This is a genomic window from Streptomyces milbemycinicus, assembly GCF_002154605.1.
Taxonomy (GTDB): Bacteria; Actinomycetota; Actinomycetes; order Streptomycetales; family Streptomycetaceae; genus Streptomyces; species Streptomyces milbemycinicus.
The window spans coordinates 1-15606 of the sequence record NZ_MUNE01000550.1; the positions used below are offsets into that span (position 1 = coordinate 1).

The following is a 15606-nucleotide window of genomic DNA, read 5'->3' on the forward strand; positions in this document are numbered from 1 at the left end:
GACACGGCCGCGGCCGTGTCCGACCATGGCGAGAGCCCGCTGCTCGTGCGCCATCTGGAGTCCGCCGTGCAGGGCACGGTCCCGGCGCTGCTGGACGAGGTACGGGCCGTGGGCCACCCCCGCACCGTGCAGGTCCTTGTCGCACTGGCCGCCGCCCACCCCGACCCGTCCCTCGCCAAGGCGGTCCGCCGCGCGGCCTTCCAGGTACACACAGGCGGGGCCTGACCAGCCCGGACCCCCGCCCCGTACACCGGAGGTCCGCCCGGGCCGGGAAAAAGCCCTTGCGGGCCCCGCTAAACTAATCGCATGGCAATTCTCCTCGAGCATTAGACGGCGTCGGCCTCTTTTCGCCCGTCCGTCCAGCCGTCCACCCTGCCCTGGAGTAATTCCCGTGATCACCGCCTCCGGCATCGAGTTGCGCGCCGGCGCCCGTGTCCTCATCGAGTCCGCCTCCTTCCGCGTCGCCAAGGGCGATCGCATCGGCCTCGTCGGGCGCAATGGCGCGGGCAAGACCACCCTCACCAAGTGCCTGGCCGGTGAGGGCATCCCGGCCTCCGGCACCATCACCCGCTCCGGCCAGGTCGGCTATCTGCCCCAGGACCCGCGCACCGGCGATCTCGACGTGCTCGCCCGCGACCGCATCCTCTCCGCCCGCGAGCTGGACTCCGTGCTCCGCAAGATGCGCGAGAACGAGGACCGGATGGCGAACGGCAAGGGCGCCACCCGCGAGCGAGCGATGAAGAAGTACGAGCGGCTGGAGACCGAGTTCCTCACCAAGGGCGGTTACGCCGCCGAGGCGGAGGCCGCGACCATCGCCGCCAGCCTCGGGCTGCCCGACCGCGTGCTCGGTCAGCCTCTGCATACGCTCTCCGGCGGTCAGCGCCGCCGGGTCGAGCTGGCCCGGATCCTCTTCTCGGACTCCGACGTCCTGCTCCTGGACGAGCCGACCAACCACCTCGACGCCGACTCCATCATCTGGCTGCGGGACTACCTGAAGACCTACCGCGGCGGCTTCATCGTCATCTCCCACGATGTGGACCTGGTCGAGACGGTCGTCAACAAGGTCTTCTACCTGGACGCCAACCGCTCGGTCATCGACATCTACAACATGGGCTGGAAGCTCTACCAGGCCCAGCGCGAGGCCGACGAGAAGCGCCGCAAGCGGGAGCGGGCCAACGCGGAGAAGAAGGCCGCGGCGCTCAATTCCCAGGCGGACAAGATGCGCGCCAAGGCCACCAAGACGGTGGCCGCGCAGAACATGGCCCGCCGTGCCGAGAAGCTGCTGTCCGGCCTTGAATCGGTGCGGCAGTCCGACAAGGTCGCCAAGCTCCGCTTCCCGGACCCGGCCCCGTGCGGCAAGACGCCCCTGGCCGCCGAGGGCCTGTCCAAGTCGTACGGCTCGCTGGAGATCTTCACCGATGTCGGCCTGGCCGTCGACCGGGGCTCGCGGGTGGTCATCCTGGGGCTCAACGGTGCGGGCAAGACGACCCTGCTGCGGCTGCTGGCCGGGGTCGAGAAGCCGGACACCGGGCAGGTCACCCCCGGCCACGGTCTCAAGCTCGGCTATTACGCGCAGGAGCACGAGACGCTGGACCCGGACCGTACGGTCCTGGAGAACATGCGCTCGGCCGCACCTGACCTCGACCTCGTGGACATCCGCAAGACCCTGGGGTCCTTCCTCTTCTCCGGCGACGATGTCGACAAGCCGGCGGGCGTGCTGTCCGGCGGTGAGAAGACCCGGCTCGCGCTGGCCACGCTCGTGGTCTCCTCGGCCAACGTCCTGCTGCTCGACGAGCCCACCAACAACCTCGACCCGGCCAGCCGCGAGGAGATCCTTGGCGCGCTGCGCACCTTCACGGGTGCGGTGGTGCTGGTCACCCACGACGAGGGCGCGGTCGACGCGCTGCAGCCGGAGCGGATCATTCTGCTGCCGGACGGCGTGGAGGACCTGTGGGGCGAGGACTACGCGGACCTCGTCGCGCTCGCCTGAGCCGCTACGGATCCGCTCCCTCGTAGATCATGCGCCATAGATCATTCGGCCTAGGCGTGATCCTTCATCTGAGTGAGAACGGCTGGTACCGCGGCGCGTCGTCAGTGACCGGCGCATAAAGCGTGCCGCGCGCCGGCGTGCGCTGGTGCGATCGCGACCATCGACGGCCTGACCTGCCGGTTCGTCCATCATGTGGACCGTTTCTGAGCGCGACTGCCTGCGGAATCTTCAATTCCGGGGGCGATCACCCCATCAATTCGGGAAAGCCTTCCTCCAGAGACCTTGCCGAATGGGTGGCCAGGAAGCCGCCTAGGGGTGATCATGAGAGTCCAGAGCGCACTTCCCATGAGGAGGCACGGGTGGCCGAGACTCTGAAGAAGGGCAGCCGGGTGACCGGCGCCGCGCGCGAAAAGCTCGCGGCAGACCTGAAAAAGAAGTACGACTCCGGTGCGAGTATCCGGGCGCTGGCCGAGGAGACCGGCCGCTCCTACGGATTCGTCCACCGGATGCTCAGTGAGTCCGGCGTGGCCCTGCGTGGTCGCGGTGGAGCGACACGGGGCAAGAAGGCCGCAACACCGGCCTGACACCCCAGACATGTCGTACCGGTGGGTATGAGCGGTGCCACCCGGTTGATCGGACCGTCGGCCGGGTGGTTACTGTGCAGTCACTTAGTCGTGTGACCGCACCCACCGGAGGCTTCTGTGACCCTGCTGGACAAGGATGGCGTTCACCTCACCGCTGACGACGCGATCGCCACGGTGACCCTGACCAACCCCGACAAGCGGAACGCCCAGTCGCCCGCGACCTGGCGCGCCCTGGCCGAGGCCGGACAGGCGCTGCCGGGCAGCGTGCGGGTGGTGGTGCTGCGTGCCGAGGGCAAGTCCTTCTCCGCGGGGCTCGACCGGCAGGCGTTCACGCCCGAAGGGTTCGACGGCGAGCCGTCCTTCCCTGAGCTGGCCCGCCGCTCCGACCCGGAGCTGGACGCCGTCATCGCCGGGTATCAGGAGGCGTTCACCTGGTGGCGGCGGCACGACCTCATCTCCGTCGCCGCCGTCCAGGGCCATGCCATCGGTGCGGGCTTCCAACTGGCCCTCGCCTGTGACCTGCGGGTCTGCGCTGACGATGTGCAGTTCGCGATGCGCGAGACCAGCCTCGGGCTGGTCCCCGACCTCACCGGCACCCATCCGCTGGTCTCCCTCGTGGGCTACGCCCGCGCCCTGGAGATCTGCCTGACCGGGCGCTTCGTCCACGCCGAGGAGGCCGAGCGCACCGGCCTGGCCAATCTGGTCGTACCCGCCGCGGAACTGGACGCCGCGGTCCGGGATCTGACCGCGGCGCTGCTCGCCGCACCCCGCGACGCCGTGATCGAGACCAAGGCGCTGCTGCGCGGGGCGGGGGAGCGGACGTACGAGGAGCAGCGCGCCGCCGAGCGCGCCGCACAGGCCCGGCGGCTGCGCGACCTGGCGGGGCTGGGCGAGTAACACCGGCTACAGCGGCGCCATCCGTACCGGTACCTCGCCGCACCGGCTACAGCGGCGCCATCCGCACCGGTACCGGCCGCATCGGCACCGCTTCGAGTACGAGCACCGCGAGGTCGTCGTCGATCGGTTCGGGGCCGAAGTCATGGGCGGCGCGCCGGACCCGTTCCGCCACCGCCTTGGCGCTCAGGCCCATGCATCCCCGCAGGATGTCGGCGAGGCCGTCGTCGTCGTCCAGCTGCCGGTTGCCGCTGCGCCGCTCGGTCACCCCGTCGGTGACGCACAGCAGCGTCTCGCCGAGCGCCAGGTCGAAGCTGTCGGCGTGGAACTCGGCGCTCTCGTCGATGCCCAGCAGCATCTGGTTGCTGCCCGTGGTGACCACCGAGCCCTCGGCGGTCAGCCGCAGCGGCAGCGGGTGTCCGGCGCTGGCCAGCGTGCAGTGGGCGCCGCCCGTGGCCGGGTCGGGCTGCAGCTCGCCGTACAGCAGGCTCAGGAAGCGCGGCCTGGCCTGTTCGCCGCCGACGGCCACGGCCTCGGCGCCCTCCTCCACCAGCGCCTGGTTCAGCCGGGAGAGCACCGACTCGACGCCGTGACCCTCGCGGGCCAGCAGCCGGACCAGATGGCGGGCCAGACCGGTCACGGACATCGCCTCCGGGTCGCTGCCGCATACATCGCCGAGCAGGAAGCACCAGCGGCGGCCGCCCATCGGGAACAGGTCGTAGAAGTCGCCGCCGACGGTCTGCTCCTCGCCGTGCGGCTCGTACACGATCGCCGTGTCGACGCCCGGGATATGGGCGAGGGAGGTGGGCAGCTGCCGACGCTGGAGCGCCCGGCTGATGGTCGCCTGCCGGGTGTAGCGCCGGGCGGTGGCCACCGCCTGGGCCACCCGCCGGGCCACATCGCCCGACAGCCGTGCCACGCCCTCGCTCAGCTGGGTCACGCCCGCCCGGCCCAGCAGCAGTACGCCGTGGTTGCGGCCCTGGGCGAGCAGCGGGAATGCCAGCGCGGCCCCGCCCGCGTCACGGCCGTCCGCGGGCTCGGGCCAGGGCCAGGGGGTGCCCGAGAGGTCGAGTCCGGTGGGCGGCGGGTGGCTCTCGAGCGCCAGCCGGAGCGCGTCGTTGCGGCGCTCGTCGCTGTGCCATACGCGGGACAGCCGCAGCCTGTGGCCCTCGGTGCTCAGCCATACCGCGCACCAGTCGGCGAGCCGGGGCACCAGGAGCTGCCCGGCGAGGGCGGCGACCATGTTCTCGTCCAGCTGTCCGGCGAGGAGGTCGCTGGCCTCCGCGAGGAACGACGGTCCGCCGCGGTCCACCCACCCACCGGAGCCTTCCCGGTGCCGCGGTGGCGCGGCCGGGGCGAGGGCTTTGGCGAAGCGCACTTCGCTGCCCACCGCGTCGACCGAGAGGGCATCGGCCCCGGACCCCTCCCGCGCGGCGTCCAGCCGGAACCACACCGCCTTGCGGGTGCGGTGGTACGTCACGCCCCAGGACTCCGCGAGGGCGCCCATCAGCTGGAGGCCGCGGCCTCGGCGCCGGGTGTCCTGGCCGCCGTACACCGCGCTGGCGGGGTGGAGGTCGCTCACTTCGACGACGACGCCCGGGGGCGTGGTCTGGAGTCGGCAGACGACCTCGATCTCGGTGCCCGCGTGCAGCACGGCGTTGGTGACCAGCTCGCTGACCAGGAGCACGGCGTCCTCGGTCAGCCGGTCGCCGAGCGGGCGCGGCCCGAGGACCGCCGACGCGCCCGGTCCCGTGAGCGTGGTGCGCACAAACGCGCGCGCCGCGGCGGGCGCCCCCACGGTCCCGGGCAGCATGGTCCGCGAGACGGACTCCCGCGAGAGAGGAAGCAAGGCTCCCACCAGCTGCTCCTGGCACTTCGGGGCGATTAGGTCATTTCGGTGCCATATTATGACAGGCACAGGCGTGCGAATCGATCTATAAGAGACGATGTCATGGCAAATGACCCGACACCCATGGGCATCCGCTCCGACATCCGCCCCGAATCCCCGGGCCTCGCGCCGGGCGAGGAGCGGGTGAGCGCGGCAGGCTTGCGGTCCCTGCTGGGTGCGATGCAGGCATTGTGCGACGGGGACTTCTCCGTACGCGCCAACAGCGCGGAAGAGGGCACACTCGGCGAGATGGCCGGGGCGTTCAACCAACTCGTGGTGCGAAACGCCCATCTGGCCTCGGAACTGCAGCGGGTGCGCCGCGAAGTGGTACGGCAGGGCAGACTCGACGAGCGGATCACGGCCAGCCCCGGCCAAGGGGCCTGGACGACCAGTGTTGACGCGGCGAATCAGCTGGTGGACGCGCTCGTCGGCCCCGTCTCGAACGCCACACAGGTGCTGGACGCGGTCGCCGCGGGCGATCTGACCAAACGGGTCGACCTGCACGACGGCAATCGTCAGTTGCGTGGCGATCTGCGCCGGCTCGGGCGCGGCGTCAACCGCACGGTGGATCAGCTGTCGCTGTTCACCGGCGAGCTCACCCGCGTCGCCCGCGAGGTCGGCACCGAGGGCCGGCTCGGCGGCCGGGCCAAGGTCCAGGGGCTGTCCGGCGACTGGCGCGAGGTCACCGAGGCCGTCAACACGATGGCCTCCCGGCTGACGGCCCAGGTCCGGGACATCGCCGCGGTGACCACGGCGGTCGCGCGCGGCGACCTCACCCGGCAGGTGACCGTCGAGGCCACCGGGGAGCTGCTGGAGCTGAAGCTGACCGTGAACACGATGGTCGATCAGCTGTCGGCGTTCGCGGACGAGGTCACGCGGGTGGCCCGTGAGGTCGGTACGGAGGGGGAGCTGGGCGGCCGGGCCCAGGTTCGGGGCGTATCGGGGGTGTGGAAGGACCTGACGGACAACGTCAACTTCATGGCGTCCAACCTGACCTCGCAGGTACGGAACATCGCCCAGGTGACCACGGCGGTGGCCAACGGCGACCTCTCGCAGAAGATCACCGTGGACGCCCGGGGCGAGATCCTTCAGCTGAAGCTGACCGTGAACACGATGGTCGATCAGCTGTCGGCGTTCGCGGACGAGGTCACGCGGGTGGCCCGTGAGGTCGGTACGGAGGGGGAGCTGGGCGGCCGGGCCCAGGTCCGCGGGGTCTCGGGCGTGTGGAAGGACCTGACCGAGAACGTCAACTTCATGGCGGACAACCTCACCTCCCAGGTCCGCAACATCGCCCAGGTCGCCACCGCGGTGGCGGAGGGAGACCTCAGCAAGACGATCACGGTGGAGGCCAAGGGCGAGATCCTGGAGCTCAAGTCGACGATCAACACGATGGTCGACCGGCTCTCCGCGTTCGGCGACGAGGTCACCCGCGTGGCCCGCGAGGTCGGCACCGAGGGCAACCTGGGCGGCCAGGCGCAGGTCCGCGGGGTCTCCGGGGTGTGGAAGGAGCTCACCGACAACGTCAACTTCATGGCGCTGAACCTGACGTCGCAGGTGCGCAACATCGCCCAGGTGACCACGGCGGTGGCCAATGGCGACCTGTCGAAGAAGATCACCGTGGACGCCCGGGGTGAGATCCTGGAGCTGAAGGACACCGTGAACACCATGGTCGAGCAGCTTCGGGCGTTCGCCGACGAGGTCACCCGGGTCGCCCGCGACGTCGGCACCGAGGGCGAGCTCGGCGGGCGGGCCCAGGTACCGGGCGTCTCCGGGGTGTGGAAGGACCTGACGGACAACGTCAACTTCATGGCGTCCAACCTGACCTCCCAGGTCCGTAACATCGCCCAGGTCGCCACCGCGGTCGCCCAGGGCGATCTGTCCAAGAAGATCGACGTGGACGCGCGCGGCGAGATCCTGGAGCTCAAGACCACCATCAACACGATGGTCGACACGCTCTCCTCGTTCTCCTCCGAGGTCACCCGGGTCGCCCGTGAGGTCGGCAGCGAGGGCCGGCTGGGCGGCCAGGCCCGTGTCGAGGCGGTCTACGGCACCTGGAAGCGGCTGACCACCAGCGTCAACGAGCTCGCCCTGAACCTGACCACCCAAGTGCGGGCCATCGCCGAGGTCGCCTCCGCCGTCGCCCAGGGCGATATGTCCGGGGCCGTCTCGGTCGAGGCACAGGGCGAGGTCGCCGAGCTCAAGCACAACGTCAACCTCATGGTGGCCAATCTGCGCGAGACCACCAGGGCCAAGGACTGGCTGGAGTCCAACCTCGCCCGTATCGCCTCCCTGATGCAGGGCCACCGTGATCTGGTCGAGGTCGCCGACCTGATCCTGCGCGAGCTGACTCCGCTGGTCAACGCCCAGTTCGGGGCCTTCTTCCTCACCGAGGCCGGCGCCAAACCGGGCGAGGGCCTCGAGTTCATCGCCGGCTACGGCACCAACCCCGACAAGGGTCAGCTGCCCAAGCGCGAGGCGGCGGGCCGCGGGCTGATCGCCCAGGCGGCCATCGAGAAGAAGCGCATCCTGGTCACCGACGTCCCACCGGACTTCATCTCCATCGACTCCGGGCTCGGGTCCGCGCTCCCGGCCAGCGTCGTCATCCTGCCGATCCAGTACGAGGACCAGGTGCTCGGAGTGATCGAGCTGGCCTCCTTCAGCCGGTTCAGCGAGGTCCACCTGGCCTTCGTCGACCAGTTCGTCAACACCATCGGCGTCTCGATCAACACCATCATCGCCAACGCCCGTACCGAGTCCCTGCTGTCGGAGTCCCAGCGGCTCACCACCGAGCTGCGCCAGCGCTCCAACGAGCTCCAGCGCTCCAACGCGGAGCTGGAGGAGAAGGCCGCACTGCTGGCCACCGCCTCGCAGTACAAGTCCGAGTTCCTGGCCAATATGTCGCATGAGCTGCGGACCCCGCTCAACTCGCTGCTCATCCTGGCCCGGCTGCTCGCCGACAACCCCGACGGGCGGCTGTCCGAGCAGGAGGAGCAGTTCGCCACCACCATCCACCGCTCCGGCTCCGATCTGCTCCAGCTGATCAACGACATCCTCGATCTGTCGAAGATCGAGGCGGGCCGGATGGACGTCCGCGCCAAGAAGCTGCCGGTGGTCAAGCTGCTGGACTACGTCAACGCGACCTTCCGGCCGCTGGCCGTCGACCGGGGCCTGTCCTTCGAGATCACCGTCGGCGAGGATGTGCCGCGCGAGATGTTCTCCGACGAGCAGCGGCTCCAGCAGATTCTGCGCAACCTGCTCTCCAACGCGCTCAAGTTCACCTCATCGGGCGGGGTGAAGCTGCACGTGGAGCGGGCGCCCGGAGAGAAGTTCAGCGAGGAGACGCTGCGGTCCGCGGACGCCGTCGTGGCCTTCTCCGTCACCGACACCGGTATCGGCATCCCGCCCGAGAAGCTGTCCGTGATCTTCGAGGCGTTCCAGCAGTCCGACGGCACCACCAGCCGCAAGTACGGCGGCACCGGGCTCGGCCTGTCCATCAGCCGGGAGATCGCCGGCATGCTGGGCGGCCGGATCGTCGCCGAGAGCGAGGTGAACGTCGGCTCCCGCTTCACCCTCTACGTCCCCTCGCACTACGCCGGTATCGTCCCGGCGCCCGACCCGTCGGACCCCCGGGCCACCGGCTCCACCGTCCCGGCCGCGCCCCCCGCACCGGACGAGCAGCTGCCGGACGTCGCCGACCACGCGCCCAGCGGGGTGTTCGGCGACGAGACCAGCCTGACGGGCGTCTCGCGCCGGCCCGGCGGCGACGGCCGCGACGAGACCTGGCCCGAGACCACCCGGCTCAGTGAGTGGCAGTCCGGCCGCCCCCACCGGGTGCTGAACGGGCGGCGCATCCTCGTCGTCGACGACGACATCCGCAACGTCTTCGCGCTGACCCATGTGCTGGGCCGGGTCGGCATGACCGTGAAATACGCGGAGAACGGCCGTGAGGGCCTGGAGGTGCTGAGCCGCAACCCCGATGTCTCCCTGGTCCTGATGGACGTGATGATGCCGGAGATGGACGGCTACGAGACGATCCGGGCCATCCGCGGCACCCCCCGCCTCGCCGACCTGCCGATCATCGCCCTCACCGCCAAGGCCATGCCGGGCGACCGCGAGAAGGCGATCGACAGCGGCGCCAACGACTACGTCCCCAAGCCCGTGGACGTCGACCGGCTGCTGTCGGCCGTCTGCGATCTGCTCGATCCGCCGGGCAGCCCGCCCGGCGGGACCGCCGCGGCCCACGCCGATGCCGCGGACACCGGATCGCCGGGGCGGGGGCGGACATGAGTGGCGGCGCACCCGAGAAGTCGGCGATTCTGATCGTCGACGACATGGAGGAGAACCTGATCGCGCTGGAAGCCGTCCTCGGCCCGCTCGATCTGCGGCTGGTCCGCGCCCACTCCGGAGAGGAGGCGCTGAAGGCCATGCTGCGGCAGGACTTCGCGGCCGTCCTGCTCGACATCCTGATGCCGGGCATGGACGGCTTCGAGACGGCCGCCACCATCAAGCGCCTCGACCAGACCAAAGACGTCCCGATCATCCTGCTGACCGGGGAGGACACGGACTCCGACTACGCCTACCGGGGCTATGCGATCGGCGCCGCCGACTTTGTGACCAAGCCCTTCGACCCCTGGCTGCTGCGCACCAAGGTCAATGTGTTCCTGGAGCTGCACCGCAAGAACCGACGGCTCGCCGAACGGGTCGCCGAGCTGGAACGGACCGTGGACACCCTGCGCACGGCGACCCCCGGCGAATGAGGGTCCGGGCGGGCGACCCGGCGCGTACCGCCGGGCCTCCTTCCGTACCTGTCAGCCGTGCGGCTCAAAAGCCGTGCAGCGCGCCGCCGTCCACCGGCAGCATGACGCCGGTCAGATACGACGCGGCGGGCGAGAGCAGGAACGCCGTCGCCCGGCCGAACTCCTCCGGTGTGCCGTAGCGGCGCAGCGGGATCTGCTCGCTGTTGCGGGCCCGCGCCTCGTCCGCGTCGCCGGACAGCGAGTCCAGCTCGCGGACCCGGTCGGTGTCGATACGGGCCGGCAGCAGGCCGACGACCCGGATGCCCTGCGGGCCCACCTCCGAGGCGAGGGACTTCGCGAAGCCCGCCAGCCCCGGCCGCAGCCCGTTGGAGACCGTCAGGCCGGGGATCGGCTCGTACACGGAGCCGGAGAGGACGAAGCCGATCACACCGCCGGAGGAGAGCTCCGAGGCGGCGGTGCGGGCCAGGCGGACCGCGCCCAGAAAGACGGAGTCGAAGGCAGCCTGCCACTGCTCGTCGGTGATGTTCGCCGTCAGGCCGGCCGGGGGCCCGCCGACGCTGATCAGCACGCCGTCGAAGCCGCCGAAGCGGTCACGGGCGGTGGCGATCAGGCGCTCGGCCACGGCCGGGTCGGCGTTGTCGGCCGCGACGCCGACGGCGTTCGGGCCCAGCTCGGCGGCGGCCTCCGCCGCCGTCTTCTCGTCGCGGCCGGCGATCACGACCTTCGCACCGTCGGCGACCAGCTCACGGGCGGCCGCGAAGCCCAGCCCGCGGCTGGCTCCGGTGAGGACGTACACCCGGTCTTTGAGTCCAAGATCCATGGGGTCAGTCTGCCGTGGGGCCTTCGGCGAGCGTAAGGGAGGTCGGATAGAGCGGTCGGCGGGAGAGCGAGAGGAAGGCGGCGCTCCGGGTCGGGCGCTCCGGGGCAGGCGCTTCGGATCAGGCCCCGGCCGCGACCGGTTCCGGTGCGGGCTCGGCCTCCCGTGCGGCCGCCCGGTCGCGCAGCTCGCGCCGGACCAGGATCACCCAGCCGATGGGCACGCCCGCGGAGAACAGCCACCACTGGATCGCATACGCCATATGCGGGCCGATGCCGCTGTGGTCCGGCTCCGGGACCACCTCGGGCTGGCCGCTGCCCTTGGGGGAGGACTTGGTCAGCTCGATATAGCCGCCGAGGACCGGCTCGGACAGGGACTTCGCCACCTGCTCGCTGTTGATCAGCATGACCTGGCGGGCGGGCAGCCCCTTCTTGTCCTTGATGCCGCTGTTCCCGGTCGTCTCGTCGCGCTTGAGGCGGCCGGTGACGGTGATCTCGCCGGAGGGGGCGGCGGGCACCTTGGGGAAGCGGGTGAGGTCGTTGCCCGCCGGGATCCAGCCGCGGTTGACCACGACGGCCCGGCCGTCGTCCATGACGAGCGGGGTGAGCACGTAGTAGCCGATGGTCTGGTCGTCGGCGGCGGTCCGCTGGCGTACGACCACCTCGTGCCCGGTGTCGTACCGGCCCTCGGCGGTCACGGTGCGCCACATCTCGTCGTAGGCGACGGTGCGTCCGGGCCCGGTGAGCCGGTCCACGGGGACGGCCCGAGCGTCCAGGTTGTCGGCGATCAGCTGGTTCTGCGCGACCCGGTGCTCATGCCGGTGGAGCTGCCAGTAGCCCAGTCGGATCATGACCGGGATCAGGACGAGCCCCACGAGTGTGAGGATCACCCACTGCCGGGACAACAGGAAGCGGTACACGACCTTGACAGTACTCGCCGGTCATTCCCGCCATGGACCGCCCCCCGGCCGTCGGAGACGGCTAGGGGACGGCGGGGGACGATCCGGGACGTTTTCGGTCAGATGTGGTTCAGATGTCGTCCAGATGTGGTTCAGACGCGATCGATGATCCCCACCTTCCCTTCCGCCCGGGAGCAGTGGGCTCCGCAGTAGAAGTGGCCGTCCACCTCCACGCCCTGGCCGATGATCTGGCACCGGCAGTGCTCGCAGATGGGCGCCATGCGGTGGATGGCGCAGGAGAAGCAGTCGAAGACGTGCACCGCGCCCTGCGCGTGCACCTCGAACGTCAGGTTGTAGTCGTTTCCGCAGACCTCGCAACGTGCCATGGGGCACAGGGTGCGGGCTGCGGGTCGCGGTGGGGGAGCGGCGGCCGGGCGTGTTGGGCCGACTTCACCTGTTTGCCGATTTCACCTGTTTGCTGGCTTCACTTGTTCGCCGGCTTCACTTGTTCGCCGGCTTCACTTGTCGGGTGCGGGGGCCACATCCCGCAGCAGCTGGGTGAAGGCCGCCTCGTCGATGACCGGGGTGTCGAAGGAGCGCGCCTTGGTGATCTTGGAGGTCGCGGCCTCCGGGTCGTTGGTGACCAGCAGGCTGGTGAGCCGGGAGACGCTGGTCGCCACGTGCAGCCCGGCCTCGATCGCCTGGTCCTCCAGCAGCTCGCGGTCGATCGAGGTGTCGCCGGAGAAGGCCACCCGCATGCCCTGGACCAGCCGGCCGTCCGGCTCGTAGCGCCCCGGGTTGGGGTAGGGGCAGGCCGGGCGCTTGCGGCTGGCGCGCCAGCTGGTCGCGCGGTACGACCGCTGGTAGCCGATCGGCCGGGGGGCGTCGGACCATTCGGTCAGCGGCTGGCAGGCGAGCAGGGGCAGCCGCAGCCCGCCCGCGGCGGCCGCGTGCAGACTCGGCCGGAAGGTCTCGGCGAGCACCCGGGCGTCGTCCAGGGCGTGGTGGGCGCGCTCCTGGACCACCCCGTAGTGCGCGGCCAGGGACTCCAGCTTGTGGTTGGGCAGCGGCAGGCCCAGCTCCTTGGAGAGCGCGATGGTGCACAGCCGCTGCCGCACCGGCGCGGCGCTCCCCGCGCGCGCGTACTCCCGGGCCAGCATCGACCAGTCGAAGACCGCGTTGTGCGCGACCAGCACCCGGCCGTCCAGGTGCTGGGCCAACTCGTCGGCGATCTCCGAAAAGAGCGGGGCGTCGGCCAGGGTGTCGCTGGTCAGGCCGTGGATCCACACCGGGCCCGGGTCGCGCTGCGGATTGACCAGGGTGTACCAGTGGTCCTGCACGGCACCGCGCGCGTCCAGTTGGTAGACCGCGGCGGACACGATCCGGTCGTCGCGGGCGAGCCCGGTCGTCTCCACGTCGACGACCGCGTATCCCTCGGGATAGGCGGCCGGCCACGGCGAGGGCGGCGATGCGAGCCAGGGTGCGGCGGCCATGCGGTCTTCGAGCATGGTCAGTGAGGATACGGGCCGCCGCCGACAGTCCGCTCCAGCAGGGGCCAACGCACGGCCCTCACAGCCGCCCTGACGCCCTGTCGGGCACCCCGCAACCCACCCCAAGGGCTTACGCCGCCACCGGCAGCCGCCGCAGCCTGACCACGCGCTCCGGGTCCGAGTGCCGGTCGTGGCTCAGCTCCCAGCCCAGCCCGCGCGCCGCCTGGACGACATAGCCCGCGCCGACGCCGCGGAAGTCGCGCAGCGGTACGTCGTACGGGCCGGGCGGCGGGGCTTTCCTGGCCGCCTGGGCCGCCTCTTCCTTACGGGTCCACCCGGCGAGCCTCTTGTCCACGCGCGCTTGGTAGAAGCCGGCATCGCCCTCGTGCAGCAGCTCGGGGAGCGTCACACACCAGCGCGGCCAGATCTCCACGCGGCCCCCGAATGAGTCGATCAGCTGCAAGAAGCCCCTCTCGAACCCGGGAACCAGCGACAGCACCTCCCCGACGATCGCGAACGCGAGGAAGACCAGAAAGACCGCCAGCAGCAGCACCCACCACACCGGCAGAACCACCACGGTGAGCAGGAACAGCGGCACCAGCAGGGCCCTGGAACGGCTGGGCGGTGGCCCCCAGGCGTCGTCGCGGTCCACGGGACGGTCCTCTCGCGGCATCGGAGCATACGTACGGGCCGTCGGGCGGAGCCCGCCCGACGGCCCGTGCATTGTGTCAGTGCCCTACTTGGTGACCGCGTCCAGGGCGTCCGCGATCCCCGCCCCGTAGAAGCCGTTGTACGCGGCGGTGCCCTCGCACACCCCGTCGACCTCGCCGTCCCCGTCGATGTCGTACGGGTCGGGGCAGGCGGTGTCGTCGGCCTGGGCCTTGAGCAGCGCCTTGACCTGCCCGGCGGAGGCGTGCGGGTGGGTGCTCTTGATGAGCGCCGCGACGCCGGCCACATGCGGGGAGGCCATGGAGGTGCCCGCCATGTAGCCGTACTTGCCGCCGGGGAGGGTGTTGTAGATGAGCCCGCTCTCCGCCGGGGGCGCCGGCTTCTGGTACACGGTGCTGTCGCCGCCGGGGGCCGCGATGTCGATCACGCCGAGGCCGTAGTTGGAGAAGGAGGACTTGAGCCCCTTGGCCCCGGTCGAGGCCACGGTGACCACGCCCGGCAGCTGGGTGGGGATGTCCAGGCAGGTGCGCGGGTCGATCTCCCGGTCGCCAGGGGTGGTGTCGTTGGGGCTGGAGGGGTCGGTGATGGAGTCGGCGGCCAGGTCGTAGCTCTCGTTGCCCGCCGCGGCCACATTGACCACGCCCTTGCGCTCCGCGTACCGCGAGGCCCGGGTGACGGCCTCGACCAGGGCCTTCTGGTCCGGGTCGGTGGTGCAGTTGAAGTACCAGGGGTCGGTGTAATAGCTGTTGTTGGTGACGTCCACACCGTGCTCGGCGGCCCAGACGAAGCCGCACACCACGGCCTCGGTGTAGAAGAAGCCGTCGGTCGTGGACACCTTGATGCCGGAGACCTTGACCCCGGGGGCCACCCCGGTGACGCCGATGCCGTTCTTCGCGGCGGCGATCTCCCCGGCGACATGGGTGCCGTGCGGGCTCTCGGAGGCCGAGGGCCGCCAGGCGCCGTCGGCGGTGTTCGGCTTGCCGGTGACACAGTTGACCGACGCCTTGCGGTCGAAGTTCGGGGCGAGGTCAGGGTGGGTGTCGTCCACACCGGTGTCGATCACGCCCACGGTGACGTCCCGGCTGCCCAGGCTCTTCGCATGGGCCTTGTCCGCCTTGATCGCGGGCAGGTCCCACTGCAGCGGCTCCAGCGGGTCCTGACCGGCGGCGGCCCGCGCGGCGACGGCCTTCTGCTGCGCCTTGGTCAGCATCTGCGGCGCGCCCGTGTCGGTCGTGGACTGGGCGGGCAGCGGGGCGGTGCGGGTGGCGCCCGCGGAGGCGACGCCGCGCACCTGACGGATCGTCTTGGCGAAGTCGGGGTCGGCGGAGTGGACGACGATGACGCCGATCCGGTCGTACGCCATGACGACGCTGCCCCCGGCCTTGGCGATGGCCTTCTTCACCCGGGCCGCGTTCCCGTGTCCGGGGCGGGTGTTGACGACGTAGCTCAGCGACGGGCCGTCGGCCGCGGCGCCGGAGGCCCGGGCCGAGCCGCCGACGGAGCTGTCGGAGCCGCTGGAGCTGCCGACGGCGGTGGCGGCGGTCGTGGGCAGGAAGGCCAGGGCGGCGGTGAGCGTCAGGGCGGCGGGTATCGCGGCGGTGCGCGGCGTCATGGGTACT

The 15606-nt window shown here is 70.8% G+C and carries 12 protein-coding genes and 1 pseudogene; 6 read left to right on the top strand and 7 right to left on the bottom strand.

What is annotated here, in order from left to right:
* The 4 genes and pseudogenes from CCN51_RS37535 to CCN51_RS37550 all read left to right on the top strand — a co-directional run.
* Positions 1-225, top strand: a pseudogene (locus tag CCN51_RS37535) (hypothetical protein); the annotation flags it as partial.
* A gap of 166 nt (positions 226-391) precedes the next feature.
* Positions 392-1990, top strand: a complete 1599-nt coding sequence (abc-f, locus tag CCN51_RS37540; protein WP_014180720.1) for a ribosomal protection-like ABC-F family protein — start codon at positions 392-394, stop codon at positions 1988-1990.
* A 359-nt stretch (positions 1991-2349) separates the two neighbouring features.
* Entirely contained in the window at positions 2350-2574 is a 225-nt protein-coding gene (locus CCN51_RS37545) for a helix-turn-helix domain-containing protein (RefSeq protein ID WP_014180721.1), read from the top strand.
* A 117-nt stretch (positions 2575-2691) separates the two neighbouring features.
* Complete coding sequence (locus tag CCN51_RS37550; RefSeq protein WP_014180722.1) at positions 2692-3471, top strand: enoyl-CoA hydratase/isomerase family protein; 780 nt, start codon at positions 2692-2694, stop codon at positions 3469-3471.
* A 46-nt stretch (positions 3472-3517) separates the two neighbouring features.
* Here the strand turns inward: CCN51_RS37550 and CCN51_RS37555 are convergent, their stop codons facing one another.
* The gene (locus tag CCN51_RS37555) at positions 3518-5326 is read right to left on the bottom strand and encodes a SpoIIE family protein phosphatase (protein ID WP_014180723.1); all 1809 of its coding nucleotides are present in this window, start codon (positions 5324-5326) and stop codon (positions 3518-3520) included.
* A gap of 93 nt (positions 5327-5419) precedes the next feature.
* On the opposite strand from CCN51_RS37555, the gene CCN51_RS37560 reads away from it, so the two are divergent.
* Together CCN51_RS37560 and CCN51_RS37565 are read left to right on the top strand one after the other, a co-directional pair.
* Positions 5420-9643 (top strand): HAMP domain-containing protein, encoded by a 4224-nt coding sequence (locus CCN51_RS37560; protein WP_405384519.1) that lies wholly within the window; start codon positions 5420-5422, stop codon positions 9641-9643.
* Entirely contained in the window at positions 9640-10113 is a 474-nt protein-coding gene (locus CCN51_RS37565) for a response regulator (protein WP_014180725.1), read from the top strand. The genes CCN51_RS37560 and CCN51_RS37565 overlap by 4 nt, the downstream gene beginning before the upstream one ends.
* Positions 10114-10177: 64 nt before the next feature.
* On the opposite strand, the gene CCN51_RS37570 is transcribed toward CCN51_RS37565, so the two are convergent.
* From CCN51_RS37570 to CCN51_RS37595, 6 genes are all read right to left on the bottom strand, one after another.
* Entirely contained in the window at positions 10178-10933 is a 756-nt protein-coding gene (locus tag CCN51_RS37570) for an SDR family oxidoreductase (protein WP_043487866.1), read from the bottom strand.
* A gap of 118 nt (positions 10934-11051) precedes the next feature.
* Complete coding sequence (locus CCN51_RS37575; RefSeq protein ID WP_014180727.1) at positions 11052-11849, bottom strand: SURF1 family cytochrome oxidase biogenesis protein; 798 nt, start codon at positions 11847-11849, stop codon at positions 11052-11054.
* Between the two features lie 131 nt (positions 11850-11980).
* Positions 11981-12214, bottom strand: coding sequence for a hypothetical protein (locus CCN51_RS37580; RefSeq protein ID WP_014180728.1), 234 nt, complete (start codon positions 12212-12214; stop codon positions 11981-11983).
* 132 nt (positions 12215-12346) lie between these two features.
* Positions 12347-13336 carry a DEDDh family exonuclease gene (locus CCN51_RS37585; RefSeq protein ID WP_043487868.1) on the bottom strand — a complete coding sequence of 330 codons (990 nt, stop codon included), beginning with the start codon at positions 13334-13336 and terminating at the stop codon, positions 12347-12349.
* A 112-nt stretch (positions 13337-13448) separates the two neighbouring features.
* On the bottom strand, positions 13449-13970 hold the full coding sequence (locus CCN51_RS37590) for a hypothetical protein (RefSeq protein ID WP_014180730.1): 522 nt from the start codon (positions 13968-13970) through the stop codon (positions 13449-13451).
* Positions 13971-14054: 84 nt separating this feature from the next.
* On the bottom strand, positions 14055-15599 hold the full coding sequence (locus CCN51_RS37595; protein WP_014180731.1) for a S8 family peptidase: 1545 nt from the start codon (positions 15597-15599) through the stop codon (positions 14055-14057).
* Positions 15600-15606: the final 7 nt, after the last annotated feature.